The sequence below is a fragment of the Acinetobacter sp. YH12218 genome (genome assembly GCF_013417925.1).
In the GTDB taxonomy this organism is placed as follows: domain Bacteria; phylum Pseudomonadota; class Gammaproteobacteria; order Pseudomonadales; family Moraxellaceae; genus Acinetobacter; species Acinetobacter amyesii.
Genome location: NZ_VPDB01000005.1, coordinates 18829 through 45236, shown reverse-complemented (window position 1 = coordinate 45236; position 26408 = coordinate 18829). Strand labels below are relative to the sequence as shown.

Here is a 26408-nt window from a genome sequence, read left to right as displayed (position 1 = left end):
AATGACCAGTGCATTACATTTAGATCACGTGCGTAAGGTATTTCCTGCACAAAACCATGTCGGCAGTAAAAATTATAAGCCTGAATTTGTTGCCGTAGAAAATGTCACTTTGGATATTCAGCCGGGTGAATTTGTTTCAATCGTGGGGCCAAGTGGCTGTGGAAAATCTACATTATTAGACTTAATTGCGGGTTTAACCAAACCGTCTGCAGGGCAGATTTTACTGAGTGGTAAGCAGATTACTCAACCGGGTTTAGACCGTGGCATTGTGTTTCAGCAATATGCGCTCTATCCATGGTTAACCGCACTGGAAAATATTGAATTTGGTCTAGAAGCCAAAGGCGTAGCAAAAAAAGAACGCCGTGAAAAAGCCGAATACTATTTGCAGCTTGTAGGCTTAAGTGGCTTTGAAAAGCATTATCCAAATGAGCTTTCCGGCGGGATGAAGCAGCGGGTTGCGATTGCCCGAAGTTTGGCTTATGAACCAGAAATTTTATTAATGGATGAGCCCTTTGCTGCCCTAGATGCGCAAACCCGAGAAACCTTACAAGCCGAGCTGATCAATATCTGGAAAAGCTCGAAAAAAACCATCGTTTTTATTACTCACAGTATTGATGAAGCAATTTATCTGAGTCAGCGCGTGGCGATTATGACCTCAAGACCGGGGCGAATTAAGGAAGTGATTGAAATTCCGCAAAGCCTGCGCAGCTCCAGTGAAGATGTCCGTTCATTGCCTGAATATGGCCGAATTCGCCATAAAATTTGGTCATTGCTCAGTGAAGAAGTGATTAAAGCGCAAGCCCTCGAAAAACATAAACAGCTTGCACATAACTAAAATATTCAGAGGATTTATTTATGTCATCGACTAAACAAGCCATCAGTTATACGCAATCGTATAACGACATTAAACCCAGACTACAATTCACTTGGTTAAACACGGTCTTTAAACGCACCATTGCCATTGTAGCTTTTTTCTTGCTGTGGGAGATTCTGCCGCGGAGTGGTGTGGTCAATCCGGCTTTTTTACCGCCGTTATCTGTAGTATTGGAAACCACATGGCAGCTATATCAAAGCGGTCAATTAGGCATCCATTTCTTGGCCAGTATAAAGCGTTCAATTATTGGTTTCATTTTGGCCCTAGCGATCGCTATTCCTTTGGGTCTCATCATCGGTTGGTACAAGCTCGTGGCTGAAACCTTAAATCCATTGTTAGAACTGTTTCGAAATACCACAGCACTAGCATTAATGCCGCTGTTCATCTTATTTTTAGGCATTGGTGAAACCTCAAAAATCAGTCTGTTAGTGTATGCATGCACATGGCCGATTTTATTGAACACCATTACAGGCGTACAAACAGTCGATCCTTTACTGATTAAATCGGCACGAACCATGGGCCTAAAACCCTATCAATTGTTCCGAAAAGTGATTCTACCTGCGTCGATTCCGACGATTTTTGTCGGTATCCGTCTGGCAGGGGCGATTTCGATTTTGGCCTTAGTGGCAGTAGAAATGTTTGGTGCCAAAGCAGGTCTGGGATATCTGATTATTTATTCGCAATTTAGCTTTGAAATTCCACAAATGTTTGTGGGCATATTAGTCATTACCCTCGTGGGTTTATCCTTTAACTACTTCTTGATTGGACTAGAAAAATACTTTACAGCATGGAAACGTAACCCTGTGGAATAATCTAGACGAAATGGAAATTAAATAAAAACCTCGGGATATACCGAGGTTTTTTATTGCTGATTTTTTATATTTAAAATAATGCAATGAATAAAGAATGATGTGGATGAATATTTAATTGGAAGTTTTTTTCTGGATTATTATTTTAATGTAGAGAAAATAAAAATATGACTTATTTATAATAAGCCATATTTAATTAGGCGAGTGCGAATCACGTTCCTTGTCACTCCAAGCAAACGAGCCGTATGCACTTGATTGTATTGACAGTGCTGATACGCACTTCGGATAAATTTTTCTTCAATCAGCTCATTAATATTGTCATGCTTAAGTTGATTTGCGGCTTGAAAAATTTGTAAAAAGGTCTGCTCAAGTAACTGTCCAGCATCTTGAATATCTTTGATGTTGGCTACAGCAGAGGTGGCATTTTGTAAGTTAAAAGGTTCTGCACGCGAAAACGACGATGCACTTTGAATACTCGAAAAACTAATATCTTCTGGTTCAATCACACCTTTTTCACTGACTAAAATCGCATGTTGAATGGTATTTTCTAATTCGCGAATATTTCCCGGCCAGCTATGTAAATGGAGTTTCTTGAGCGCCAATGGGCTGAGGCGTAATGGTGTGTCATGTGGGTTGGTTTGATAGACCTGAATGAAGTGTTTAACCAAAGGCAAAATGTCACCACGACGCTCTGAGAGACGTGGAATGCGTAGCAACGCCACATGTAAGCGGTAGAATAAATCTTCCCTGAAACGCCCGTCCTGTACGGCATGCTCTAAATCGACATTGGTTGCGGCTATGATTCGGACATTAATTGGAATGGATTTGAGTGAGCCGACTCGAACGATCTCTCTTTCTTGTAAAACACGGAGTAATTTGACTTGCATAGGCAAGGACAGGTCACCAATTTCATCTAAAAATAAGGTGCCATTATGGGCTGCTTCAAACCAACCGACACGGCTATTAATTGCCCCTGTAAAGGCTCCTTTTTCATGTCCAAATAATTCGCTTTCGACTAATGACTCGGTAAAGGCACCACAGTTCACTGCGATAAATGGACCTTTGGCACGATGGCTCAATTGGTGGATTTGGCGTGCAACCAATTCTTTACCTGTGCCTGTATCACCAATGATGAGTGCATTGGCCTCACTTGGTGCAATTTGTTCAATTCGAGACAACAACGCTTGCGATAACGGATCTGCAAAGACCGTTGCTGTTGCCCGTTTATGTTTCAGTGCAGAGGGCACTGCAGGGTGGGTCAAAATAGACATATCGTTTCTTATAGTTGTTGAAAATGCAGATCATGATGAAAGATTTAAAAATAAAAGATAAATAATAATTCGATATTTAAATATCAGTTTCACCGATAAATTCATGCGTGGATTATTTATCTGATTTTAAGATAAATAAAATCGGGATAACTAAAGGATAAATCAAGATATAGCAAGTGATTGAACTGTTTTATAGTAAAGCTCTCTTAATAACAAAAGGCATAATTAAAATGGCGATTACTTCAGTAAATGTGCGAAACCAATTCAAAGGCGTGATTAATGAAATCGTAGAGGGTCCTGTGGTTTCAGAAATTGATGTGGAAACCAAAGCGGGCTTTTTTACGTCCGTGATCACGACGCGTTCGGTGAAGGATTTAGACTTAAAAGTAGGTTCAGAGGTAGTGGTGTTAATTAAATCGACGGAAGTGTCACTGGCTAAACTCTAAGGTTTAGTCCAGCAAAGTTTGTCAGCACAAATAGAGAATAATGATATGAGCGTAGAACAAGCTGGTTCGGTTTCTATTCAGCAGCTAACGAAACATTATCCCACACAAAAGCAAGAAGACTTAACCGTACTTGAGGACATTAACCTGAATATTCAGCCGGGTGAGTTCATCAGTATTGTGGGAAGTAGTGGCTGCGGAAAATCCACATTATTACGGTTGTTGGTTGGTCTAGAGCGTCAGTTTCAGGGCCAGATTTTGGTTGATGGTCAGCCTATACAGGGCACGAGTTTGGAACGTGGTATCGTGTTTCAAGATCATCGCCTGTTTCCATGGTTGACGGTAAGAGAAAATGTACGGATTGCCTTGCATAAAAGTCAGTTTAGTCGTGCAGAAGAAGATGTATTGATTGATGAGCATCTGGAGTTGGTCAAATTAACCCAATTTAAAGATGCTTATCCTTCGCAGTTGTCTGGTGGGATGAATCAACGTGTGGCGATTGCCCGGAGTTTGGTGAATCGACCACAGATTTTACTGCTTGATGAACCCTTTGGCGCACTCGATGCATTGACGCGGCAAAATTTACAGGATGAATTACAGCGAATATGGCAAAGTGAAAAAATCACCATGATTATTGTCACCCATGATGTCGAAGAAGCGGTATTTTTGGGTGATCGGGTAGTGGTCATGCAGCCACATCCGGGACGAATTAAACGTATTGTAGATATTCATTTAGCCCATCCGCGTAAACGCGAAGATGTCCGTCTGATCAATATTAAAAATGACATTTTGACTGACTTTAGTGATCCAGTAAAAGATCAGTTGCTTGAACCTTTATCTCACCGATTTGCCGATTATAAATTTGCATGGTAAGTCTGAATTGACCATCACCTAAACTTTTCAAAGCCCTGAATTCAGGGCTTTTTTTAGGCTTATCAAATATAGGTCAGTATGATCATCGCTTAAGTTGGATCAATATCAGTCCATAAAAATGCCCCTGTTGAGGCATTTGTTTTTCAGTTTTATTAAACGTTGGTTTATGAGGCTTGGGAGGTATGTCTTTTTTCTAAAACATATTGGTTTTCAGGTCGTTTTAAACCTAAGTTTTCTCGTAAGGTCTTGCCTTCATAAGCCGTTCGGAATAGACCACGACGTTGCAGTTCAGGAACGATGAGATCGACAAAGTCATTTAACCCCGCAGGTGTTGTTGGCGGTAGGATATTAAAACCATCGGCAGCGTCATTCTCAAACCATTCCTGCAGTTGGTCTACGACTTGTTCAGGCGTGCCGATCAAGGTCCAATGTCCACGGGCTGAAGCGATATATTGATAGAGCTGACGAATACTAAAATTGTGCTTCCGGGCAATATCAATCATCATCTGCTGACGACTGGAGAAATTAATGTCTGCATCTTCTATTTTCGGGAAAGGGGCATCTAGATCAAATTTGGCCAGATTAATGCCACCTGCCAAAGCAGACAATAAACTTAAACCCACTTCTGGGTGAATTAAACTATTTAAAAAGTCATATTTTTCTTGGGCTTCTTGTGCTGTCTTGGCAACAAAAATCGAAACCCCCGGCATAATTTTCAGGTCATCTGCATGGCGGCCATATTTCACTAAGCGGTTTTTGACATCACGATAAAAGGCTTGCGCATCTGCTAAGTTCTGCTGTGCTGTAAAAATCACTTCGGCATATTTGGCGGCCAGTTCACGACCATCTTCAGACTGTCCCGCTTGTACAATCACGGGATAGCCTTGCGGTGGGCGAGAGACGTTGAGAGCACCCAGTACCTGATAGTATTGGCCCTGATGATTGGGCTGATGTTGTTTTCGGGCATCAAAAAATTGCCCAGTTTCTTTGTTGTAATGGAAGGTATCATCCTCCCATGAGTCCCAAAGTTTTTGAGTCACCTCAATAAATTCATCGGCACGTTCGTAACGCTCTTTGGGTTCAGGGTGCTGCTGAATGTTAAAGTTTTTTGCGGCATCGGCAGAGGCTGTCGTTACCACATTCCACGCAGCACGACCTTTAGAAATATGATCTAAAGAAGCGAATTTTCGCGCCAAAATGTAGGGGTCTTCATAAGTCGTGGACGCTGTGGCAATAAAGCCAATATTTTGCGTCACAGTAGACAGGGCTGCAAACAATGTGACGGGTTCAAAGCCGACGCCTTTATCGCCCAAACCTTTCTCACCTTCGACAGCAGAACTCCAACGGACAGACAGACCATCGGCAAGAAAGTAGGCATCAAATAGACCACGTTCTGCGGTTTTTGCCAGTTCAATTGCATAATCAATATTGAGATGATCTTGTGGGCGAGATTCTGGGTGGCGCCAACCCGCGACATGCTGTGAGGTGGTTGGAATAAAAGCCCCAAGCTTTATTTGACGTTTAGACATAAAAAATTTCTCATCCCAATTATTCTTAAAAGATAAAAGGGATAAGAACAAAATCTATGCCAAACCGTAATTGTTTGAAAATATGCAATTTTTAATTTTAATTGGTTCTAGGTGTAGATAAATCAACAGGATATAAAACCAAATGTTGAAAAATAAACAGCAGTTTAACGGCAAACTTTATGCATGGATCCGTACAAGATTTTCCATATTGAGATGCAAAGCTGCGGATTGGCATTGAACGCTATTAGCGAGCCTTATAGCAATACTTTGATGGCTTTTCGTCTCCATACCAGTTGGTAATACAGCCCTTGTAAAATACATAAGCTGACAAAAGCCAAAGCATAGGCATACCAAATGCCTTTTAAGCCCCACCATTCACTGAATAGGTAGGCACACGGCACTTCAATGCAAATAATCGCCATAATATTAATAATCATCGGCACGGTCACCGTTCCGCTAGCCCGCATAATGGAAGCAAAAATAGCACTGGCACCAAAAAATAAAATCGACCAAAGCACAATGAACAGCAATTCTTGACCGAGAACCACAACTTCAGGATCTGTAATAAATAGCGCCATTAAATATTTAGAGAATAAATAGCCCAATGCCACCAAGATGCCAGTAATAATGAAATTCATCCCGATGGCCGTACGTTTCACGCGATTAATTAGTTCAGATTGACCCGAACCGATGGCTTGTGCGGCAAAAATAGAAGCTGCAATCGCGATGGACAAGGCCGGGAATTGGATATAGTTCAAAACCTGATTGACCGCGCCATATGCAGCAGTGGCATCAGCACCATGGCGGTTAACTAAACCGACAATCACGAGACCGGCCACAGAGGTCGTGACCATCTGTATACCCGTAGGAATGCCTAGTTTTAAGATAATTTTGCTGAGATCATGTTGATGGCGAATATGACGAATCAACTCGAAGTCGAGTTTGAGCGGGTGATCTTTCTTTTTTAAATAGAAATATAAAAATACCAAGGCAATTAAAAAGCCGATATGACTGGCAATGGCAGGGGCAATAATACCTAAACTTGGAAATCCAAATTTTCCGGCAATCAGCACGGGTGTAATGATCAGCCCTGAACCAATGGTCATACCTGACGCAATCAGCGGTGTTGTACTGTCACCGACCCCACGCAAAATCGAGGTGTAAATAATATAAATAAAGAGTAGTGGACTACCCGCAAGCATCCATTGCACATAAGGCAAAGATAAATGCATCACGTCAGGGGCTGTGCCTAAGGCCAATAAAATGGGCTTGGCAAATATAACCCCTAAAAAGGCAATAATGCTGCCACCAATCAAGGTCATAAAAAGGGTGGAACCCACCACAGTACGAACTTTTTCAAGATTCTGCGCGCCCCAAGCTTGCCCCACCAACACGGTTGCACCTGCCGAGAGTCCAATCACAAAAGCCATTAAACAGAACAAGATCGGGAAAAATACCGCAACGGCTGCAATGGCATGCACCCCAAGCATCTGACCGACAAAAACGGTGTTAATGGTCCCAGATAAATTCTGCAAAATATTGGTGGCGATCAAAGGCACCAGAAAAACTAAAAACGTTTTCCATAAATTTTGCTGAGTAACGAGGGACTGTTGTTTTGACATGCTCAGGTCCTAGACGCGGCTTTTTATGATTTTAAGTTACTGATAACACTATCATGTTGGCATTCAAAAAAGCCTTAGTTTTTGAGTAACCAAGGCTTCATTATTTCTACATGTCTGTTTTAAAAAAACGTTTGGGCAGATACGGCTTTAAACCGCGGAGAGAATCTCTGCAGCTTGATCTAAGGTGGCATCTTGTTTGGCAAAACAGAAGCGTAATAATCGTAAATTTTCCGGCGGTTTTTGATAGAACACTGAGACAGGAATCGCCACGATTTTATGTTGCTCTGCCAACAACTGACACATTTCCACATCGCTTAAATCTGGGCGTATGGCACTGTAATCAAGGTTTTGGAAATAGGTACCTGCGGACGGAATCAACTCAAATTTAGAGTGGCTTAAGCCCGCATTGAAACGGTCACGCTTGGCTTGGTAAAAATCGGCCAATTCAGCAATGTGCTCAGGATGTTCTGCCATAAAGTTAGCCAATGCCATTTGTACGGGCGTAACACCGCAGAAATTTGCAAATTGATAGATTTGGCGAAACACTTGCATCAAGGCTGGCGCTGCAATGCAATAACCAGTTTTCCACCCTGTGACATGAAAAGTTTTACCAAATGAACCCACGACAAAACTACGTTCACGCAGCTCAGGAAATGACAAAGCAGATAGATGCTGACGACCATCAAAAATTAAATGCTCATAGACCTCATCCGACAGCACAATAATATTTTTATCTCGAATCAGTTCGATCAAGTTGAGCCAGTCCTCACGATCCCAAATAGCACCTGTTGGATTATGCGGTGTATTGACAATAATCATCCGGGTTTTATGGTTAATCGCAGCGGCAACACGATTCCAATCCACAGTAAAATGGGGCGTCTCTAAGGCAATGTGAATGGGATGAGCCCCAACCAATTTTACACTGGGCGCATAACTGTCATAGCTCGGATCAAAAATAATCACTTCGTCACCCGCATGAACCACGGCTTGAATGGCACTAAAAATACCAATGGTTGCACCCGGGGTAATGGTCACTTCGGTGTGAGGGTCAATATTTAATTGGTCTCGATGGGCAAACAGTTGGACCAATTGCTCACGTAAATGCATCAGTCCATCGCCGGGTGCATATTGGTTAAAACCCTGTTGCGTCGCATCACTTAGCGCATTTAACAGCGCTGGAGGTGCAGGAAAATCAGGAAAACCTTGAGATAAATTCAGTGCATTTAGACGCTGCGCCATTGCGCTCATGACGCTAAAAATAGTCACACCTTGTGCAGGCAGTTTGGATTCAATTGTGATCATGGAGCTTAAAATTTTTAATAGGTTGCATTTTGAGTGTAGCAGCATCTCAGCGGCTGCGAAAAGTTAGATCAGCAAAATTGATCCAGTATTGACGTTCCTATTCTCTTGAATCCTAAAGTGATGCAAAAGCCAAAAAGAAGAATTCAACAATTTACTTACAAAACAAGGTGGACGAAAAAATAATCATTTTCTAAAATACGAAGTTTATAAAAAATATTTTCCTTATAACAATGCTTAAAAATATTCACGCCATGGTGGAAAACTTTGGCTTTAGCGTACAGAAACGTGCGCTACATATTCATTTTTCAAATGAATCATTAAACACAGAAGTTTTTATTCAACGGATTGAGGGTCAACACCGTATCAATCAAGGCTTTCGTGCGGAAATTATTTGTCTCTCGACCAATGCTCATCTGGCTTTAAAGCAGTTTATCGGTGGCCGAGTGGCTGTCGATCAAGTGACAGATTTGGGACAACTCAGTCGCCTGACTGGTGTAATTACGGGGGCTAGCCAAGGTCAAAGTGATGGTGCACTGACCGTTTATAAACTGGTGATTGAGGATGCCACAGCGCTCTGGCATAAGCGTCGTAACAGCCGTGTCTTTATGAATAAATCGGTACGGGAGATGACCGAGATTATTTTTAGTGAATGGCAGAAAAAAAGCACATTATTTGCCGCGAGCTTGAGCCTCAACATGGATGGATTGACTCGAAACTATGATGTTCGACCATTTACTATGCAAGCCAATGAGAGTGACTACGAATTTCTGACTCGACTGTGGCGCAGTGAAGGGATCAATTGGTTAATTGATGAAGCGGAGTTATTTGTCGCATTTTCGGCTGCACCGATGCAAGCACAGAGGCTGCGTTTAATTGATACGAATCAGGCTTATAGTGCTTTAGAGCGGAAAAAAATTCGCTTTCATCGGAGTCATGCCACGGAACGTTTGGACACGATTACCAGTTTTGTGGCAGAACGCTTTTTACAATCGACCACGATTCAAACGCAGCGTTGGCAAGCTCAACAATTGGCACAAGACCAAAGTAATCCGCTCTTAAGTGCCCATGCACAGAGTGAGCAACAGCATAATGAAACCTTAAGTTTAGAGCAGGCGTGGACCGTAAGTTCGGCTTGGACAACTGACCTTAAAGGTGCAGATCAGGCGACCACTTCAAATACACAGCAATTGGATCAGTTGAATCGGCAACTCAATCAATATCAGGAATTACAAGCCAAATATTTTACCGCCAGCAGTAGCGTAAGGGATGCACAAGTTGGGTATTGGTTTGAATTAGAAAATCATCCTGAAATCGATCAACATCAAACGACAGATCGTGAATTTCTCATATTGGGCAAAGCATTTTATAACCAGAATAATTTACCCAAAGATATTTTGGTTCAATTAGAAAAGTTACTTGCGGCGAGCCGTTGGCTATCTTTAGGGGATGAACGGCAGGCCAATGAGTTGTATGTGGTCCGTCGGCAAATTTCCGTGGTGCCTGAATATGATCCTTTATTACACCGGCCACCTGCGTTTCCACAGCGGGCTAAAGTGGTCGGTCCAGAAGGTGAAAGTATTTATGTCGATGCTTGGGGGCGTATCAAAGTTCGTTTTACGTTTACCCGTAGCGATGACCACAGTCATGATGGCGGAGCAGGGAGTAATGATAATGACAGTGACTCGGCTTGGGTTGATGTACTGACCCCATGGGCAGGTGAAGGTTATGGCGCACGTTTTCATCCTCGTATTGGCGAGATCGTGGTCATCGACTTTTTTGAGGGCGATGTGGATCGACCCTTTGTAGTAGGACGAATACATGAGGCTGAGCGCTCTCAGACCATGTTTGATCTCAAAGGTCAGCTTCCTGAAACCAAAAAGCTCAGTGGTATCCGTTCGCAGGAAGTTGCGGGAGCAGGCTTTAACCAACTACGCTTTGATGACACGACGGGGCAGATCAGTACCCAATTACAGAGTAGTCATGGAAATAGCCAGTTAAATTTAGGAAACCTTAGTCACTCAAAAGAAAACGATACAAGTGAAGGTAGAGGCGCTGGGTTTGAATTAAGGAGTGATTTAGCTGGTGCAATACGCAGTAAAGGGCTATATATATCTACATATGAACAACCCAAAGCTGAAAAAAATCAATTAGAAATTAAAGATGCAATTGATCAACTTTCTGAAAGTTTATCAGAGATGCAAATACTTTCTGAGTATGCTGAAAAGCAAAAGGCTGAGCCTGCTGATATGCTTCAAAATATTGAAATTTATATAAAAAAAATTGAAGAGCAATGGCTTGAATTAAATGCAATGAAAGAAGCTTTTATGTTGATAGCTTCACCTGAAAGTATAGGAATGCTTGCAGGGAAAAATATTCATCTAAATGCATTAGATAGTTTAACAATCGGTAGCGGAAAATCAATAAACTTAAGTAGTAGTGAAAATCTTATTTTAAATGCTAAAAAGAAAGCTAGTTTTTTTGTTGGTGAAGATGATTTAAAAGTTTATACAGCCAAAGGAAAGATGGATGTACAAGTCCAAGATAATACGATGGATTTATCCTCAAGGTTGGACTTAACCATTACATCTTCTGAAGGGAAAGTGGAAATAAACAGCCCAAATGAAATAGTTTTGAAGGCAAAAAACAGTGCTATTAAAATTGATGGTAATGGAGTCACTATTATTACTCCTCAAACATTTACATCAAAAGCAAGTCAACATATTTTCACAACGGGTGTATCTGTAACTCCTAAATTGCCAATTTTTCCAAATAATATTTGTTGGGAATGTCTTGCTCGTAGATCCTCTCAAAGAGGTGCATTTGTAAATAAAGGGGACGGGTTGTAAATGATAGATAATCAAATTAATATTTTATTTAAGACATTTGAAAAATATCCTTTAGAAGATATAGGGTTAAATATATATGCACTTGCAGATGCAGCACAAGACAAGAAGTTTTTAACTAAATTAAATAATTTAAGAATGAAATGTTTATTAAAGGAAGCAAGTGGTGATAAAGCGCGAGAAATCTCTCCTCATTTAATTACATTACCAAAAGACTTTGAAAGTATAGAGTGGAGTTGGATTTCAAAAAATATTTCAGGTACTCCTAAAATGACAATTATAATTAGTAAACTTTCTTTTGAGGAGTTATATGATCATTTACGTAGTTTCCTGGAGGTTAAATTTGAAGGTGGGCTTGAAATGATACTAGCTTTTTGGGATCCATTAATACTGGCAACATTAATTGGTAATGAGAAAGATAAAACTTTATATGTTAATGGACCAGTATTTGATTGTGAGCAAGCTTCAGTTTTATTGGAACCTATTCAAAGTTGGTGGTACTGGGATAGATTAGGCAAGTTACAGGTTTTATTTGGTTTAAATAATGTTTATAACGATTTTAAAGAAAACAAAACCCCCCCATTAGTTTTTACCTCTGATCAGGAAGAATTAATGGTTGAAGCAACCTTTCCTGATAATATAATCTATTATCTGAAATTAAATAACTCTTTCTTAATAAAAGATATCCCTGAAATTGAATTATATGATTTTGTTACTTGTTCAATTCCTGAGGCTAGATTGTATGGATTAAGTGGTACAAGAGATATTTTAAACTTTATTTGTATGAAAATAATTTATGGAAATGATTACTTAAATAATTTAAAAGTTAATGAGGTTCTAAATCTATTAAAAGATAAAAAAATAGATATGGATGAAGCAATGAAATTGTTAGTTATTAAGGCTAGTTAGTATAAATATTTAGGAGAGAATAGTGAATATTTTTAAAATAATAATTTTACCTGTTAGTTTGGCTTTAAGCACTATAGGGTGTGCTGGAGTAAAGACTTCTTATATGATGGCTACTACTTCATTTAATTATAGTCCTCATTATTCCGATTATATGTTGAAAGTAAATGGAGAGGAAATAGGAGGAGGGTTTGGTAAGGCAATTTCTACAAATAAAATTCATGTTGGTAAACAAGAAATAGTATGGGGTGAGACTAATAGTGAAAATATCCACTTTTCTAAAAATGAAATTTTTCTTAATAAAGCTGAATTAAGGAATAAAAAATATCTTGCTGCTCATATTTACCCAGATGATACTGTTGAAATAATTACATCTAATAATTTACCAGTACCGACAGAAAAAGGCTTGAAATGGTTAAATAAACTAAAAAATAATAATTAAGCGAGATTTAAAATGTCTGAAATAAATCGTGTAATTGAAACAAATAGTGATGTTCCAAATAATGAACCTACTGCTAAACAAGATTGTAGCGATGTAGTACATATTTCAGTTTTCTTCGACGGGACTGGAAATAACAAGGACAAGGACAGTGATAAAAAGAAATGGTCTAATCCAGCACGACTATGGCGAAATGCTCGTACATTCATTGATAGTCAAAAGGGAGATTGCTCGAATTATGCGATTTATGCTTCTGGTGTTGGTACTCGTTTTAACGCCGACTTAAATTTTTTTCAACGTGCTATTTCGGTACTTCAAGATCATTTGGGTTTAGGTGCAGGTTTAGGGTTAGGTGGGGCTAGGCGTTTAGATTATAGCGAAGAGCAGTTAAACGATGCACTTAAGCAAGTCATGATTTTTAATGCACAGAAAGCTGAGATTGATGTTAGTAAATATGTTAATGAGAAAAAAGATTATAGTTTTGCTGAAATAGCTAAAAGTTTGGATGAGCATCGTTTAATAAAAAAAATTAATATTTCCACCTTTGGATTTTCTCGAGGAGCTGCTTTAGCAAGGGCATTTACAAATCAGTTTATGTGGCAGTGCGAATCCAGTTGTGATGGTTTAACCTATGGAACAGGTAAATATCCCATTGAGTTTAAATTTATGGGTATATTCGATACTGTTGCATCTTTTGGTTTGCCTGCAGCAAATTTAAACAATAATATTACATTTAAAGGCCGTGATATGGTAATTGATGAGCGCGTAAAAATGTGTGTTCATCATGTGGCTGGTAATGAATTGCGTTTTGCATTTCCTGTTGATTTAATACATAAAAAAAATGGTGAAATATCTAACTCTAATTGGAAAGAGTTGGTATACCCAGGTATGCATTCTGATGTGGGTGGTGGCTATACGCCAGGTAGCCAAAATGTAAATGATAACTTTGCTAGAATTCCGTTAAAAGACATGCTTCAAGAGGCAACAAATGCTGGTGTAAGAATGCTGAGTTATGAGGAGTTAGAGAAAGATCATAGCCAACTTTTTGAACAGCAATTTGAAATTAAAGAAGAAACGCAAAGATTATATAATGCAGTAAAAGATAAAATATCTAATGCTGGAAGTATTGAAGAGCAGATTATTTCATTTATGAAAGTTTATTACAGTGCTTATGGCACCTTATCTAGAAATAATGTGGATTCTGTTAGTGAAAATGCGAGAAAAGGCATAGGTAATAAAGTAAAAGATACTTTGATGTTTTGGAGTCCTCGAGACATGGCTACAGAAATGGACCGGTTGCAGGCATTAAGAAATGGTGCTGGAATATTTAAGGTGACCTCACCCGTATCTGAAAGTTATGAATATCTAATTAATATGGAAAACTGGATTTTAGAGAGTTGGAATGAACCTGCTCATGAAGATGTAACAAAATTTTATTCTGACTTTGTGCATGATTCTAAATATGGTTTTTTATTCAATGCTGAACCATTTAGTTATTTTAGACAAAGAACTGTATATGAATCACGTAGAAGTGATCAAGGTAAAGAAATAGATAAAAAGCTTAGTGAAGAAAAAGCCGTTTGTGAAATTAATGCTGATGATATTCCTCAAGAGGAATTTATTGATTCATATGAATCTGCTGTTGCTAGTAATTATGAAATAGCGTCATGAATGTATAAACATATAATAAATGAAGCCGACACTCGTCGGCTTTTTCTACTTTACCCTTCTAAAACTTCTTCCAACAGCTCTTCACTTGGTGCAAAGTAATACGCTCCGTCCATTGGCGTAACAAAGTGAAGTAAGCGGTCATGAATGCCGTCACCACTGGTGCCAAACATACGAACCAACATACTGTCGATAATGCTGAGATCTTTGGTATAAGCAATAAAGAACAAACCTTGGTCACCGCGGCCATCGCCATAAGGCAATGAATGACGCAAAATTGCGAGTTCTTCACCCTCACCATCTTCAACAACGGTACGTGATATATGTGAGTTTTCAGGTTGTTCGTCTTCGTTCAACTCAATCGATTCAAGTTTGGTACGCCCAATTACATGTTCCTGAGCATCTACCTTTAACTTTTTCCATTTATCTAAGTTGTGTGCATATCGCTGCGCAAACACAAAAGAACCATCTGCAAAAATGCCTGCTTCTTCAGAAAGTAAAGCTGTTTCAGCGCGGTCATCTGGAAATTGAGGGTTTTCAGTACCATCAATAAAGCCAGTTAAGTCACGGCCATCGAAATTACGGAAGCAAACACGCTCATCTAAAACCTCCACTTTATCTTGAATGCCATCAAAGAAAGCTTGGCTTAAAGCAAAGCAAATATCTGTACGCTGTGCTGCAATGTGAATCAGTACATCTGCTGGGGCTACAGGCATGTTAAATGAACCTTGAATTGGATCAAGTTGTTTAAAGCCTGCCGGAGCTTGACTGTAAAGTTGTGCCCAAAGTTCAGGTCCAAAAGCCACAGCTGTTTTAATCTGTGCATTAGGATGTTGGGTAATTAGACGATCACGAGTGCTAAATAAGTCTTCAAGTTGTTCTTTTAATTCGCTAATCGTTAAATCTTTTAAACGTAAAACAATAAAACGAGCATGATCTGAGGGTAATGGCAAAATTACAGATTGAGCAGACATTCATGGCTCCTAAAAATTATAATTTCTGAGTGGCTGTGTATATTGTGCCTTAAGCAGCGCTGAGAGTGTAGCCTTCATTTGGCCTTTTAGCGTGCATTATTGTCATGAAAATAGAGTAAATGTCATATAATACAGACCCATTTCAAACTTGAGCTAATGATGTCCTATCAAATCTGGATTGCATACATGTTGGCATGTTGGGTAATTAGTGTTTCCCCAGGTGCAGGTGCAATTGCGTCTATGTCGAGTGGTTTGAATTATGGGTTTAAGCATGGGTATTGGAATGCAATCGGCCTGCAATTGGCACTTTTGGTTCAGATCGCCATTGTTGCAGCTGGGGCAGGGGTCTTATTTGCGACGACACCATGGGCTTTTCTGATCGTGAAATGGTTTGGAGTGGGATATTTATTGTATCTGGCTTATTTACAGTGGACAGCGCCAACTGAGTCAATTGAAATCCAACAAGATTTACCAAATAAATCACGTTTAAAATTAGTTGTACATGGCTTTTTGGTCAATATGAGCAACCCTAAAGCGATTGTATTTTTGTTGGCGGTTTTGCCGCAGTTTTTAGATTTATCCAAACCCCAATGGATTCAATATGTCATCATGGCTGCAACAATGATTAGCATTGATCTGATTGTCATGGCGGGGTATACCGGTCTCGCTGCAAAAGTACTGCGATTATTAAAATCACCCAAACAACAAAAATATTTGAATCGAACCTTTGCGGTATTATTTGCTTGTGCTGCGAGTTTATTGAGTTTGGTGCATCAATAAATCCAGTTAGATGATTCTGAGCATCGTATTTGACGTGCAAAAAAAAGCCATGCAACTGCATGGCTTTTTTATTTTGATATGTGGCGAATTGAGCAATGAACGTTGCTACTTAAGCCACTTTCTTAAATTTTTGCATAATAAAAATCAGGGCAAAGAGCAGCGCCATGGTTAATACAATAGTCAGTCCTGTAGAGGTGTTTAAACCAGCACTTGACCATAACCCCACGGTCACACCGACTTGGGCAATGATGAAAGACCACAGCACCATTTGTTTCGGGGAATTTGCCAATAAACGAGCGGTTAATGCAGGAATCACTAACAATGCACCCATCAGCAATGAGCCGACAGCACGTAAAGCCAATACGGTAAATAATGCCAGTAATAACATAAAAATCAGACGTTGCCATTTAGCGCTGACACCTTCACTGACCGCAATATCGGGGTCAATGGCAATCTGAATCTGCGATTGCCAACTTTTATACAGCACGGTCAGTGCCACAATGATCACCACTGTAAAGACAGGCAAATCTGACCAAGAAATGGTGAGTAAATCACCAAATAAATAGCTGAGTAATTCAGGTTTTAAGCTGGGCAAACGTTGTATGAAGAGTAAGCCAGAGCACAGGAGTGTTGCTGAACATAGCGCGAGCAAGGCGTCATTGGGCAAGCGAGGGTCGTGTAACACCCATAAGATTGCAACCAATAAGAGCGCAATCAATGTAACGCCTGTCCAAAGCGGTAAACTCATCGCACCGGCAATGGCGACACCGAGTAAAGTGCCATGTGCCATGGTGTCCGCAAAAAATGACATGCGACGCCATAACATTAAACAGCCAAGCGGCGCAGTCAGGAACACCAGCAAAGTGCCCATGATCCATGCTGGCAAAAGGAGTTGTAGCCATTCCATCATGGATTATGCTTCCGGTTCAGGGTGAATATGGGGACGAGAGTCATGCTGGCAAGGCGTTGCACTATCGCCATGCGCACAGTGATCGTGATGGTGTTGATAGAACACACGATTTGTTCCAAAGATCGCTTGATATTCAGGATGTTGCTGTACATTTTCAGGCAAGCCACTGCAACAAATATGTTTGTTCAGGCAAACCACACGGTGCGTGCCTTGCATGACCCACTGTAAATCATGAGAAACCATCAAAACTGCACAGCCATATTTTTCTGGCAAGCTACGCACGTAGTCATACAGTTCCGCTTCAGACTGGATATCCAGACCTTGCATAGGTTCATCCAGAACCAATACATTCGGTTGACGCAATAATGCCCGTGCAATCAATACACGTTGACGTTCGCCGCCCGACAATTGCTGAACTTTAGATTGTTGTAACTTGGCAATGCCTGTATCACGAATAATTTCTTGCTTAATGCTGGCATCACATTTTTCTAGTGCCAATAAATCACACACACGTAGTGGTAAGCTGTGTGATGGATTAAATTTTTGTGGCACATATGAAAATTTTAATTTTTGTGTGCTGATCACTTTGCCAGATACAGGTTTTACAATACCCAACAACACTTTGATTAGCGTGGATTTGCCTGCACCATTGGGACCGATTAAGGTGACAATTTCTTTTTCGTGTAAGGCGAAATCTACATTTTTTAAAATGTCACGTTCATCGATTCGGACATGAACATGCTCTAAAGCCACAATGGGCTTCACATTTAGTGTTTGCTGCGGCACTGCTGACAGATCCCTGAAATTTCAATAATACTGTGATGTGCAGTAAAGCCATCGGATGCAGATAATTCATCGAGTTGCGCCATCAAGCCTTGAGCAGATGCTTCTTTGACTATTTTACAGTCTGTGCAAATCAGAAATGCTGCTTGATGTCCTTCGCGCGGATGGCAACATGGGATGTAAGCATTAATCGACGTTAGACGATGAATCAAACCTTTTTCAAGCAGAAAATCCAGCGTACGGTACACTGTCGGTGGAGCTGCAGGTCGGTCAGACTCACTTTTGATTTTAGCCAAAAGGTCATAAGCGCCCATTGGTCCCGTTGCATTTAAGATCAGTTCCAATACTTCTTTACGCAAGGGCGTAAGTCGAGCACCCGTCGCACTACAGAGACTCTCAGCTTCAGCAAGGCGCTGTTCGACATTATGATGATCGTGTACACCATGCAAAGCATTATGATGTTCGTGTGAACATGCGCTCATAGCCAACCTCGAGTACGAAACTGTATAAAGAAAAAGACTTTAAATCTTAACATGAAGCGTAAGGACTTACGAACAGACGTAGGTTTTTTTACGATTTTGTTATATTATAACACTATTCATTTTATGGTGCTCTCTCCCCATGTCCCGTGTATTTCTTTTTTGTAGTTTGGCTTTATTCAGTGTAATGAGCTGGGCGCAAGGTCTCGTTGTTTCTACACAACCGATTTATCTAATCGCGAAGGATGTACTCAAGGGCGTAGAGCAGCCAAAACTACTGCTTGACCATCAATCTGGACATGATGTGAGTTTGACGCCTGCGCACCGTAAAACCGTGCAAGATGCCAATCTCGTTTTATGGCTAGGCCAAGCGCATGAAGCGCCATTGGCAAAAATGTTGGGTGAAAGTGGCAAAAGTATTGCTATTTTAGACTCAGGCATTATCAGTGCTTTGCCATTACGGGATGTCCGTGGCAATGCATTAAAAGGCACAATCGATACCCATGTTTGGCTTGAACCTAACAATGCAGTTCGAATCGGCTTTTTTATTGCTGCTTTACGTTCACAACAGTTTCCAGAACATCGTGAAAAATATTGGGCTAATGCGCGTGCATTTGCGCAGAAACTCTTGATCACAGCCCAAAAAACAGATGTGTCGAGCCGTGCTCAGCCTTACTGGTCTTACCACGATGCCTATCAATATCTTGAGCGCTCACTGAATTTGAAATTTACCGGTGCGTTGACAGATGATCCACATGTCGCGCCGACATTGGCACAAATCAAATACTTGAAAGACCATCGCGCGCAGCCAAAAATATGCTTACTTGCAGAAGCACATGCCAGTCAAAATCAGTATCAAAAGCTGGGTGGCATCGTCTTTCAGCCGGTGGACGAAACCATGAGTGGGGCAGGGGATTTTGTAACAGCATGGAAGATGTTGGCTGATAAAACCCTTAAGTGCACACTAAATGCGCGAAAGTAATGTAAAAAACAAACAACTATTGATTAGTTTGAAAGCAGTTTACCAATTTAAAAAAACACGACTAAGGTCGGGAAAAGATTGCAAGTTAAGGGGTGTAACTCTATAATGCCTGCGATTAAAAATAATCATCAGTTAAACTTGTCAAGCAGAATTGCTGTGAGTGAACAAAAATGAGTCGAACTAGTCGCATGATTGATCGACGATTAGCGAAAGCTTTAGTCATCTTACAAGCAGTAATGATTCCTGTTTCAGCCCTGATTGGTTGGGTCCTTAAAGACACAATCACAGCATATAGTGCAGCTTTGGGTGCGTTGGTATGCTGGCTAGCAAGTAGCTACTTTTCATGGCAGTCGTTTCGTGCGGCTGGTGCCCGTGCCTCTAAACAGGTGCTGTCAAACATGTATCGTGGCTTAATGGGCAAGTTTGCAATCGTGATTGTTGGATTCATTTTGATTTTGATCAATGTCAAACCGTTGTCAGCGGTGGCATTGTTTTGTGGTTTTATGCTCGTACAAAGTATGTCGTGGGTCGCTCCTTTTTGGGCAACACGCTTAAAAAAACGAGTATAAACACAACAAAAAATTGAAAAGTTTTTTGGAGAGTAACGAGATATCAGGCAGCACGCGATATTCGTTTTCTCTATTAGTTTTGACATTGACCAGGTGTGATTTATGGCTGCTGAAGAACATGCCCTTACTTCGACCGAGTACATTCAGCATCACTTGACTAACTTGACCTATGGCAAAATGCCAGATGGTACTTGGAAGTTAGCTGAGACTGCTAAAGAAGCTCAAGAGATGGGGTTCACTGCTATTCACTTGGATTCAATGGGTTGGTCTATTGGCCTTGGTATAGTTTTCTGTTTGTTGTTCTGGGTTGTAGCGAAAGCTGCAAACTCTGGTGTTCCGACCAAGTTCCAGTCTGCAATCGAAATGATTATCGAGTTCGTTGACTCAAGTGTCCGTGACACTTTCCATGGCAAATCGCGCTTAATCGCGCCGTTAGCGTTGACCATCTTCGTGTGGATTTTCCTCATGAACTTGATGGACTTGATCCCTGTTGACTGGATTCCTTATACAGCTCAATTGATCGGTGCTAACGTGTTTGGTATGGATCCTCACCACGTTTACTTCAAAATCGTTCCATCTACTGATCCTAACATTACCCTTGGTATGGCATTGTCAGTGTTTGCGTTAACTATTTTCTATAGTATCCGTGAGAAAGGTCTTGTCGGATTCGGTGCAGAATTTGCACTTAACCCATTTAACCCAAGTAACCCAGTTTTAAAAGCATTACTTATTCCGGTAAACATTATTCTTGAATTAGTAACTTTTATTGCACGTCCAATCTCATTGGCTCTACGACTGTTCGGTAACATGTATGCGGGTGAGTTGATCTTCATCTTGATCGCATTACTACCGTTCTGGATCCAGTGGGCGTTGTCTGTGCCTTGGGCGATCTTCCATATTCTTGTTATTACGTTACAAGCATTCATTTTCATGATGTTGACTATCGTATATATGAGTATGGCTAGCGAAAAGCATTAATGGTATTGCTCAACTGTCAAAGGGTGGTTGGGCACACAATTTTTTAACTTAATTTGGTATAAACCTAACCTCTGAGGAATTATCATGGAACTCACTTTAGGTCTAGTTGCAATTGCATCTGCTATCTTGATCGCTTTTGGTGCTTTAGGTACTGCGATTGGTTTTGGTCTTCTAGGCGGCCGTTTCTTAGAAGCTGTTGCTCGTCAACCAGAATTGGCTCCACAACTTCAAACTCGTATGTTCTTAATCGCGGGTCTTCTTGATGCTGTGCCTATGATCGGTGTTGGTATTGGCTTGTTCTTCATCTTCGCTAATCCATTTGTAGGTTAATCAGCTTAATTCCTAAATTAAACTATTGAGGAATAGCAATGAATATCAACCTCACATTGATTGGCCAAGCGATTGCTTTTGCGATTTTTGTCGCATTCTGCATGAAATTTGTTTGGCCACCACTAATCAATGCGATTAGTGAGCGTCAGCGTAAAATCGCTGATGGCTTAAACGCTGCTGAAAAAGCGAAAGCTGACCTTGCGGATGCGCAAGCACAAGTGAAAGCTGAATTAGATGCGGCTAAAGCACAAGCGGCTCAATTGATCGAACAAGCGAACCGTCGTGGTGCGCAATTGGTAGAAGAAGCGCGTACTCAAGCTGCGGCTGAAGGTGAGCGTATTCGTCAACAAGCTAAAGAAGCTGTTGATACTGAAATCAATGCTGCTCGCGAAGAATTACGTCAACAAGTTGCTGCTCTTGCAGTTACTGGCGCAGAAAAAATTCTGAACCAGCAAGTTGACGCAGAAGCTCACAATGCCATGCTGACTCAGCTGGCTGCTAAACTTTAAGAGAGGCGGATTATGGCTGAACTCTTGACGTTGGCACGCCCATACGCTAAAGCAGCATTTGCTTACGCTTCTGAGCAAAATGCAACTGACGCTTGGTCAAATGCATTGAACTTGCTCAGTGCTGCGGTGCAAGACGAAGCATTTTCAGCTTATCTAAATCGCCCTGAGCTTACGCCTGCTGAGCAGGTAAGTGTTTTCGCAAAAGTTTTAGGTGAAGACCAGACTGCAGCAGTGTCAAACTTTTTGACATTGCTTGCCGATAATGACCGTCTGGCACTTCTTCCTGAAATTTCAGAAGAATACGAACAGCTCAAATCACAGAATAACAATACTGTGGATGTAGTGATTGAATCTGCATTCCCATTGACTTCTGTACAAGAACAATTACTTGCGCATGCATTAGAGAAAAAATTCGAAGCTGCCGTAAATGTTTCTGTAGAAGTTAACCCAGCGTTAATCGCGGGTGTAGTTATTCGTGCAGGCGACCAAGTGATAGATGATTCTGCGCTTAACAAGCTTGAAAAAATGCGGACTCGTCTTCTTGCTTAACAGCTCGAAGACTGAACTTTAAAAAGATTGAGGTATAGCGCAATGCAACAACTGAATCCATCCGAGATCAGTGCGCTCATTAAACAGCGTATCGGCGATCTGGACACCAGCGCGACCGCTAAGAACGAAGGGACCATTGTTATGGTTTCCGACGGTATTGTGCGCATTCACGGCCTTGCTGATGCAATGTACGGTGAAATGATCGAATTCGACGGCGGCTTATTTGGTATGGCACTGAACCTAGAACAGGATTCAGTGGGTGCCGTTGTCTTAGGTAACTACTTAAGCCTTCAAGAAGGTCAAAAAGCTCGTTGCACAGGTCGTGTATTAGAAGTTCCGGTTGGTCCAGAACTTTTAGGCCGTGTAGTAGATGCTCTTGGTAACCCAATTGATGGTAAAGGCCCTATTGACGCAAAACTTACTGATGCTGTTGAAAAAGTAGCACCAGGCGTAATTTGGCGTCAATCAGTGGATCAACCTGTACAAACTGGTTATAAATCAGTAGATACAATGATCCCTGTTGGTCGTGGTCAACGTGAGTTGATCATCGGTGACCGTCAAACTGGTAAAACAGCTATGGCGATCGATGCGATCATCGCTCAGAAAAATTCTGGCATTAAATGTGTATACGTAGCAATTGGTCAAAAACAATCGACTATCGCTAACGTTGTGCGCAAGCTAGAAGAAACTGGCGCTATGGCGTACACAACTGTTGTAGCAGCTGCTGCAGCTGATCCTGCGGCGATGCAGTATCTTGCTCCGTATGCTGGTTGTACAATGGGTGAGTACTTCCGTGACCGCGGTGAAGACGCGCTTATCATTTATGATGACTTGTCTAAACAAGCTGTTGCTTACCGTCAAATTTCATTGCTTCTACGTCGTCCACCAGGTCGTGAAGCATATCCTGGTGACGTATTCTATCTACACTCACGTTTACTTGAACGTGCTTCACGTGTATCTGCTGACTACGTTGAGAAATTCACTAACGGTGAAGTTAAAGGCCAAACTGGTTCATTAACTGCATTACCGATTATTGAAACTCAAGCCGGTGACGTATCTGCATTCGTACCTACAAACGTAATTTCGATTACTGACGGTCAGATCTTCTTAGAAACATCATTATTCAACGCAGGTATTCGTCCTGCTGTGAACGCGGGTATCTCTGTATCACGTGTTGGTGGTTCTGCTCAAACTAAGATCATCAAAAAATTGTCAGGTGGTATCCGTACCGCTCTTGCGCAATACCGTGAATTAGCTGCGTTTGCTCAGTTCGCTTCTGACCTTGACGAAGCAACTCGTAAACAGCTTGAACATGGTCAACGTGTAACTGAGCTTATGAAGCAAAAACAATATGCTCCATACTCAATTGCTGACCAAGCTGTTTCAATTTATGCATCTAACGAAGGCTACATGGCTGACGTAGAAGTGAAGAAAATCGTTGCATTTGATGCTGCGTTGATCTCTTACTTCCGTTCAGAAAATGCTGCGTTAATGCAAAAAATTGACGAGACTGGTGCTTACGATAAAGAAATCGAAGCAGCAATCAAAGCAGGTATTGAAAGCTTTAAAGCGACTCAAACTTACTAAGATTCAACTGTGTTGAATCTGGTTTTGGTTTGGTTCACGGATCAACCTTCGGAAGCTCGAAAGGGCTTTCGAATACTAGGTTAAGCGTATGGCAAATTTAAAAGAAATTCGCGCCAAAGTAGCTAGTATCAAAAGCACGCAGAAAATTACTCGCGCGATGCAGATGGTAGCAGCTTCTAAGATGCGTCGTGCGCAAGAGCGCATGGCTCAAGGCCGTCCGTATGCCGAAAATATGCACCGTGTAATTGCTCATTTGGTACAAGCGAACCCTGAATACAAACACCGTTATATGGTTGAACGTCCTGTAAAGCGCGTTGGCTATATCATTGTTTCTTCAGATCGTGGCCTTGCTGGTGGTTTGAACATTAACTTGTTCAAAAAAGTGGTAAAACACGTACAACAGCAACAAGAGCAGTCAATTGAAGTTCAATTTGCTTTAATTGGTCAAAAAGCGGTTTCGTTTTTTAAAAACTACGGCGGTAAAGTTCTTGGTGCAACTACAAACGTAGGTGATGCTCCGAGTCTTGAACAGTTAACTGGTTCTGTACAGGTGATGTTAGACGCGTTTGATAAAGGCGAGTTAGATCGTATTTATCTAGTGTCAAACGGCTTTGTCAACGCCATGACTCAAAACCAAAAAATCGAACAGCTTGTTCCTTTAGCAGCTGCTGAGGAAAGCGAAGGTCTAAACCGTCAATACGGTTGGGACTATATCTATGAACCAGAAGCTGAAGAGCTTTTAAATGGTTTATTGGTTCGTTACATTGAGTCTATGGTTTATCAAGGTGTGATTGAAAACATCGCATGTGAACAGTCTGCTCGTATGGTTGCAATGAAAGCTGCAACTGATAACGCGGGTGAATTGATCAAGAGCCTACAACTTATTTATAACAAGCTGCGTCAAGCCGCGATTACTCAGGAAATCTCTGAGATCGTTGGTGGTGCCGCTGCCGTTTAACATTATTAGTTTGAATTGAGGAGACAGCAATGAGTAGCGGTCGTATCATTCAGATCATCGGCGCGGTTATCGACGTCGAGTTTGAACGTAACAGCGTTCCTAAGATCTATGACGCTCTCCATGTTGATGGTACTGAAACTACATTAGAAGTTCAGCAGCAACTTGGTGATGGCGTAGTTCGTACTATTGCAATGGGTTCTACTGAAGGCCTTAAGCGTGGTCTTACTGTAACTAACACTGGCGCGCCTATCTCTGTACCTGTAGGTACTGCATGTTTAGGTCGTATCATGGACGTTCTTGGTCGCCCTATCGACGAAGCTGGTCCTGTTGGTACTGAAGCTCGTTTACCAATTCACCGTCAAGCGCCTTCTTATGCAGAACAAGCGGCTTCTACTGACCTTTTAGAAACTGGTATTAAAGTAATTGACTTACTTTGCCCGTTCGCTAAAGGTGGTAAAGTTGGTCTGTTCGGTGGTGCCGGTGTTGGTAAAACTGTAAACATGATGGAGTTGATCAACAACATCGCGAAAGCTCACTCAGGTTTATCTGTGTTTGCTGGTGTTGGTGAACGTACTCGTGAAGGTAACGACTTCTATCACGAAATGAAAGACTCTAACGTTCTAGACAAAGTAGCAATGGTCTACGGTCAGATGAATGAGCCACCAGGTAACCGTTTACGCGTAGCGTTGACTGGTTTGACTATGGCTGAGTACTTCCGTGACGAAAAAGACGAAAACGGTAAAGGCCGTGACGTTCTATTGTTCGTTGACAACATCTATCGTTATACACTAGCGGGTACTGAAGTATCAGCACTTCTAGGTCGTATGCCATCTGCAGTAGGTTACCAACCGACTCTTGCAGAAGAGATGGGTGTTCTTCAAGAACGTATTACGTCTACTAAGTCTGGTTCTATTACGTCAATCCAAGCGGTATACGTACCTGCCGATGACTTAACTGACCCATCGCCTGCGACTACCTTCGCTCACTTGGACGCGACTGTTGTATTGAGCCGTGACATCGCATCTTCTGGTATTTACCCAGCGATCGATCCACTTGACTCTACTTCACGTCAGTTAGATCCACTTGTAGTGGGTACTGAGCATTACGAAATCGCTCGTTCAGTTCAAAACGTTCTTCAACGTTACAAAGAATTGAAAGACATTATCGCAATTCTTGGTATGGACGAATTGGCAGAAGAAGACAAACTTACTGTATACCGTGCACGTAAGATCCAACGTTTCTTCTCTCAACCGTTCCACGTAGCTGAAGTGTTTACTGGTGCGCCTGGTAAACTTGTACCGCTTAAAGAAACGATTCGTGGCTTTAAAGGTCTTCTAGCTGGTGAATACGATCACATCCCAGAACAAGCGTTCTACATGGTTGGTGGTATTGACGAAGTGATTGCTAAAGCTGAGAAACTTTAATTAGTTACCTAATTTAG

26 protein-coding genes are annotated in these 26408 nt (G+C 41.2%); 18 read left to right on the top strand and 8 right to left on the bottom strand.

Annotation, left to right across the window (positions count from 1 at the left end):
• Position 1: 1 nt before the first annotated feature.
• Positions 2-835 (top strand): ABC transporter ATP-binding protein, encoded by an 834-nt coding sequence (locus FTV03_RS02390; RefSeq protein ID WP_078191496.1) that lies wholly within the window; start codon positions 2-4, stop codon positions 833-835.
• Positions 836-855: 20 nt separating this feature from the next.
• The gene (locus tag FTV03_RS02385; protein ID WP_180003520.1) at positions 856-1686 is read left to right on the top strand and encodes an ABC transporter permease; all 831 of its coding nucleotides are present in this window, start codon (positions 856-858) and stop codon (positions 1684-1686) included.
• Positions 1687-1859: 173 nt separating this feature from the next.
• Here FTV03_RS02385 and FTV03_RS02380 read toward each other — a convergent pair whose 3' ends face one another.
• The gene (locus tag FTV03_RS02380) at positions 1860-2954 is read right to left on the bottom strand and encodes a sigma-54-dependent Fis family transcriptional regulator (protein WP_078194038.1); all 1095 of its coding nucleotides are present in this window, start codon (positions 2952-2954) and stop codon (positions 1860-1862) included.
• A gap of 230 nt (positions 2955-3184) precedes the next feature.
• Here FTV03_RS02380 and FTV03_RS02375 point away from each other — a divergent pair, with 230 nt between their 5' ends.
• Positions 3185-3400: a molybdopterin-binding protein gene (locus tag FTV03_RS02375; protein WP_067765474.1), complete on the top strand. Its 216-nt coding sequence runs from the start codon at positions 3185-3187 to the stop codon at positions 3398-3400.
• A 45-nt stretch (positions 3401-3445) separates the two neighbouring features.
• A complete protein-coding gene (locus FTV03_RS02370) occupies positions 3446-4270 on the top strand; it encodes an ABC transporter ATP-binding protein (RefSeq protein WP_180035131.1) in 825 nt (274 codons plus the stop codon).
• A 164-nt stretch (positions 4271-4434) separates the two neighbouring features.
• Here FTV03_RS02370 and FTV03_RS02365 read toward each other — a convergent pair whose 3' ends face one another.
• From FTV03_RS02365 to FTV03_RS02355, 3 genes are all read right to left on the bottom strand, one after another.
• A complete protein-coding gene (locus tag FTV03_RS02365; RefSeq protein ID WP_180039776.1) occupies positions 4435-5799 on the bottom strand; it encodes an LLM class flavin-dependent oxidoreductase in 1365 nt (454 codons plus the stop codon).
• A gap of 254 nt (positions 5800-6053) precedes the next feature.
• Positions 6054-7421, bottom strand: coding sequence for an MATE family efflux transporter (locus tag FTV03_RS02360; protein WP_180035133.1), 1368 nt, complete (start codon positions 7419-7421; stop codon positions 6054-6056).
• 147 nt (positions 7422-7568) lie between these two features.
• On the bottom strand, positions 7569-8723 hold the full coding sequence (locus FTV03_RS02355; RefSeq protein ID WP_180039774.1) for a methionine aminotransferase: 1155 nt from the start codon (positions 8721-8723) through the stop codon (positions 7569-7571).
• Positions 8724-8953: 230 nt separating this feature from the next.
• Between FTV03_RS02355 and FTV03_RS02350 the strand changes: the two genes are divergently transcribed.
• Genes FTV03_RS02350 through FTV03_RS02335 form a run of 4 tightly spaced genes read left to right on the top strand, consistent with a single transcriptional unit; the run spans position 8954 to position 14582 of the window.
• Complete coding sequence (locus FTV03_RS02350) at positions 8954-11569, top strand: type VI secretion system Vgr family protein (RefSeq protein ID WP_180039772.1); 2616 nt, start codon at positions 8954-8956, stop codon at positions 11567-11569.
• Positions 11570-12475, top strand: a complete 906-nt coding sequence (locus tag FTV03_RS02345) for a DUF4123 domain-containing protein (RefSeq protein ID WP_180039770.1) — start codon at positions 11570-11572, stop codon at positions 12473-12475.
• 22 nt (positions 12476-12497) lie between these two features.
• Complete coding sequence (locus FTV03_RS02340) at positions 12498-12914, top strand: hypothetical protein (protein WP_180039768.1); 417 nt, start codon at positions 12498-12500, stop codon at positions 12912-12914.
• Positions 12915-12926: 12 nt separating this feature from the next.
• Positions 12927-14582: a DUF2235 domain-containing protein gene (locus FTV03_RS02335; protein ID WP_180039766.1), complete on the top strand. Its 1656-nt coding sequence runs from the start codon at positions 12927-12929 to the stop codon at positions 14580-14582.
• A gap of 50 nt (positions 14583-14632) precedes the next feature.
• On the opposite strand, the gene FTV03_RS02330 is transcribed toward FTV03_RS02335, so the two are convergent.
• Positions 14633-15553, bottom strand: a complete 921-nt coding sequence (locus FTV03_RS02330) for a Dyp-type peroxidase (protein WP_180039764.1) — start codon at positions 15551-15553, stop codon at positions 14633-14635.
• A gap of 159 nt (positions 15554-15712) precedes the next feature.
• Here FTV03_RS02330 and FTV03_RS02325 point away from each other — a divergent pair, with 159 nt between their 5' ends.
• On the top strand, positions 15713-16333 hold the full coding sequence (locus FTV03_RS02325) for a LysE family transporter (protein ID WP_180039762.1): 621 nt from the start codon (positions 15713-15715) through the stop codon (positions 16331-16333).
• Positions 16334-16442: 109 nt separating this feature from the next.
• Here the strand turns inward: FTV03_RS02325 and znuB are convergent, their stop codons facing one another.
• Genes znuB through FTV03_RS02310 form a run of 3 tightly spaced genes read right to left on the bottom strand, consistent with a single transcriptional unit; the run spans position 16443 to position 18508 of the window.
• Positions 16443-17243, bottom strand: coding sequence for a zinc ABC transporter permease subunit ZnuB (gene znuB, locus FTV03_RS02320; protein WP_180039760.1), 801 nt, complete (start codon positions 17241-17243; stop codon positions 16443-16445).
• Between the two features lie 3 nt (positions 17244-17246).
• A complete protein-coding gene (znuC, locus tag FTV03_RS02315; protein WP_180039825.1) occupies positions 17247-18038 on the bottom strand; it encodes a zinc ABC transporter ATP-binding protein ZnuC in 792 nt (263 codons plus the stop codon).
• The gene (locus FTV03_RS02310) at positions 18011-18508 is read right to left on the bottom strand and encodes a transcriptional repressor (RefSeq protein WP_078191481.1); all 498 of its coding nucleotides are present in this window, start codon (positions 18506-18508) and stop codon (positions 18011-18013) included. Before FTV03_RS02310 ends, znuC begins: the two co-directional genes overlap by 28 nt.
• A gap of 139 nt (positions 18509-18647) precedes the next feature.
• On the opposite strand from FTV03_RS02310, the gene FTV03_RS02305 reads away from it, so the two are divergent.
• From FTV03_RS02305 to atpD, 9 genes are all read left to right on the top strand, one after another.
• Positions 18648-19487, top strand: a complete 840-nt coding sequence (locus FTV03_RS02305; protein ID WP_180039758.1) for a metal ABC transporter solute-binding protein, Zn/Mn family — start codon at positions 18648-18650, stop codon at positions 19485-19487.
• 170 nt (positions 19488-19657) lie between these two features.
• The gene (locus FTV03_RS02300; protein ID WP_078194025.1) at positions 19658-20056 is read left to right on the top strand and encodes an ATP synthase subunit I; all 399 of its coding nucleotides are present in this window, start codon (positions 19658-19660) and stop codon (positions 20054-20056) included.
• Between the two features lie 102 nt (positions 20057-20158).
• The gene (atpB, locus tag FTV03_RS02295) at positions 20159-21034 is read left to right on the top strand and encodes a F0F1 ATP synthase subunit A (RefSeq protein WP_078191478.1); all 876 of its coding nucleotides are present in this window, start codon (positions 20159-20161) and stop codon (positions 21032-21034) included.
• Between the two features lie 84 nt (positions 21035-21118).
• Complete coding sequence (atpE, locus tag FTV03_RS02290; RefSeq protein WP_000424060.1) at positions 21119-21364, top strand: F0F1 ATP synthase subunit C; 246 nt, start codon at positions 21119-21121, stop codon at positions 21362-21364.
• A 38-nt stretch (positions 21365-21402) separates the two neighbouring features.
• Complete coding sequence (locus FTV03_RS02285) at positions 21403-21873, top strand: F0F1 ATP synthase subunit B (protein ID WP_078191477.1); 471 nt, start codon at positions 21403-21405, stop codon at positions 21871-21873.
• A 12-nt stretch (positions 21874-21885) separates the two neighbouring features.
• Positions 21886-22422: a F0F1 ATP synthase subunit delta gene (locus FTV03_RS02280; protein WP_078191476.1), complete on the top strand. Its 537-nt coding sequence runs from the start codon at positions 21886-21888 to the stop codon at positions 22420-22422.
• 42 nt (positions 22423-22464) lie between these two features.
• A complete protein-coding gene (gene atpA / locus FTV03_RS02275; protein ID WP_078191475.1) occupies positions 22465-24009 on the top strand; it encodes a F0F1 ATP synthase subunit alpha in 1545 nt (514 codons plus the stop codon).
• An 88-nt stretch (positions 24010-24097) separates the two neighbouring features.
• Positions 24098-24967 carry a F0F1 ATP synthase subunit gamma gene (atpG, locus tag FTV03_RS02270; RefSeq protein WP_078191474.1) on the top strand — a complete coding sequence of 290 codons (870 nt, stop codon included), beginning with the start codon at positions 24098-24100 and terminating at the stop codon, positions 24965-24967.
• Between the two features lie 29 nt (positions 24968-24996).
• A complete protein-coding gene (atpD, locus tag FTV03_RS02265) occupies positions 24997-26391 on the top strand; it encodes a F0F1 ATP synthase subunit beta (protein ID WP_078191473.1) in 1395 nt (464 codons plus the stop codon).
• Positions 26392-26408: the final 17 nt, after the last annotated feature.

Bases quoted from the DNA above. Each gene is read 5' to 3' on its own strand.
- FTV03_RS02390 (WP_078191496.1), top strand. From the start codon at position 2: ATGACCAGTGCATTACATTTAGATCACGTGCGTAAGGTATTTCCTGCA.
- FTV03_RS02385 (WP_180003520.1), top strand. From the start codon at position 856: ATGTCATCGACTAAACAAGCCATCAGTTATACGCAATCGTATAACGAC.
- FTV03_RS02380 (WP_078194038.1), bottom strand. From the start codon at position 2,954: ATGTCTATTTTGACCCACCCTGCAGTGCCCTCTGCACTGAAACATAAA.
- FTV03_RS02375 (WP_067765474.1), top strand. From the start codon at position 3,185: ATGGCGATTACTTCAGTAAATGTGCGAAACCAATTCAAAGGCGTGATT.
- FTV03_RS02370 (WP_180035131.1), top strand. From the start codon at position 3,446: ATGAGCGTAGAACAAGCTGGTTCGGTTTCTATTCAGCAGCTAACGAAA.
- FTV03_RS02365 (WP_180039776.1), bottom strand. From the start codon at position 5,799: ATGTCTAAACGTCAAATAAAGCTTGGGGCTTTTATTCCAACCACCTCA.
- FTV03_RS02360 (WP_180035133.1), bottom strand. From the start codon at position 7,421: ATGTCAAAACAACAGTCCCTCGTTACTCAGCAAAATTTATGGAAAACG.
- FTV03_RS02355 (WP_180039774.1), bottom strand. From the start codon at position 8,723: ATGATCACAATTGAATCCAAACTGCCTGCACAAGGTGTGACTATTTTT.
- FTV03_RS02350 (WP_180039772.1), top strand. From the start codon at position 8,954: ATGCTTAAAAATATTCACGCCATGGTGGAAAACTTTGGCTTTAGCGTA.
- FTV03_RS02345 (WP_180039770.1), top strand. From the start codon at position 11,570: ATGATAGATAATCAAATTAATATTTTATTTAAGACATTTGAAAAATAT.
- FTV03_RS02335 (WP_180039766.1), top strand. From the start codon at position 12,927: ATGTCTGAAATAAATCGTGTAATTGAAACAAATAGTGATGTTCCAAAT.
- FTV03_RS02330 (WP_180039764.1), bottom strand. From the start codon at position 15,553: ATGTCTGCTCAATCTGTAATTTTGCCATTACCCTCAGATCATGCTCGT.
- FTV03_RS02325 (WP_180039762.1), top strand. From the start codon at position 15,713: ATGTCCTATCAAATCTGGATTGCATACATGTTGGCATGTTGGGTAATT.
- znuB (WP_180039760.1), bottom strand. From the start codon at position 17,243: ATGATGGAATGGCTACAACTCCTTTTGCCAGCATGGATCATGGGCACT.
- FTV03_RS02310 (WP_078191481.1), bottom strand. From the start codon at position 18,508: ATGAGCGCATGTTCACACGAACATCATAATGCTTTGCATGGTGTACAC.
- FTV03_RS02305 (WP_180039758.1), top strand. From the start codon at position 18,648: ATGTCCCGTGTATTTCTTTTTTGTAGTTTGGCTTTATTCAGTGTAATG.
- FTV03_RS02300 (WP_078194025.1), top strand. From the start codon at position 19,658: ATGAGTCGAACTAGTCGCATGATTGATCGACGATTAGCGAAAGCTTTA.
- atpB (WP_078191478.1), top strand. From the start codon at position 20,159: ATGGCTGCTGAAGAACATGCCCTTACTTCGACCGAGTACATTCAGCAT.
- atpE (WP_000424060.1), top strand. From the start codon at position 21,119: ATGGAACTCACTTTAGGTCTAGTTGCAATTGCATCTGCTATCTTGATC.
- FTV03_RS02285 (WP_078191477.1), top strand. From the start codon at position 21,403: ATGAATATCAACCTCACATTGATTGGCCAAGCGATTGCTTTTGCGATT.
- FTV03_RS02280 (WP_078191476.1), top strand. From the start codon at position 21,886: ATGGCTGAACTCTTGACGTTGGCACGCCCATACGCTAAAGCAGCATTT.
- atpA (WP_078191475.1), top strand. From the start codon at position 22,465: ATGCAACAACTGAATCCATCCGAGATCAGTGCGCTCATTAAACAGCGT.
- atpG (WP_078191474.1), top strand. From the start codon at position 24,098: ATGGCAAATTTAAAAGAAATTCGCGCCAAAGTAGCTAGTATCAAAAGC.
- atpD (WP_078191473.1), top strand. From the start codon at position 24,997: ATGAGTAGCGGTCGTATCATTCAGATCATCGGCGCGGTTATCGACGTC.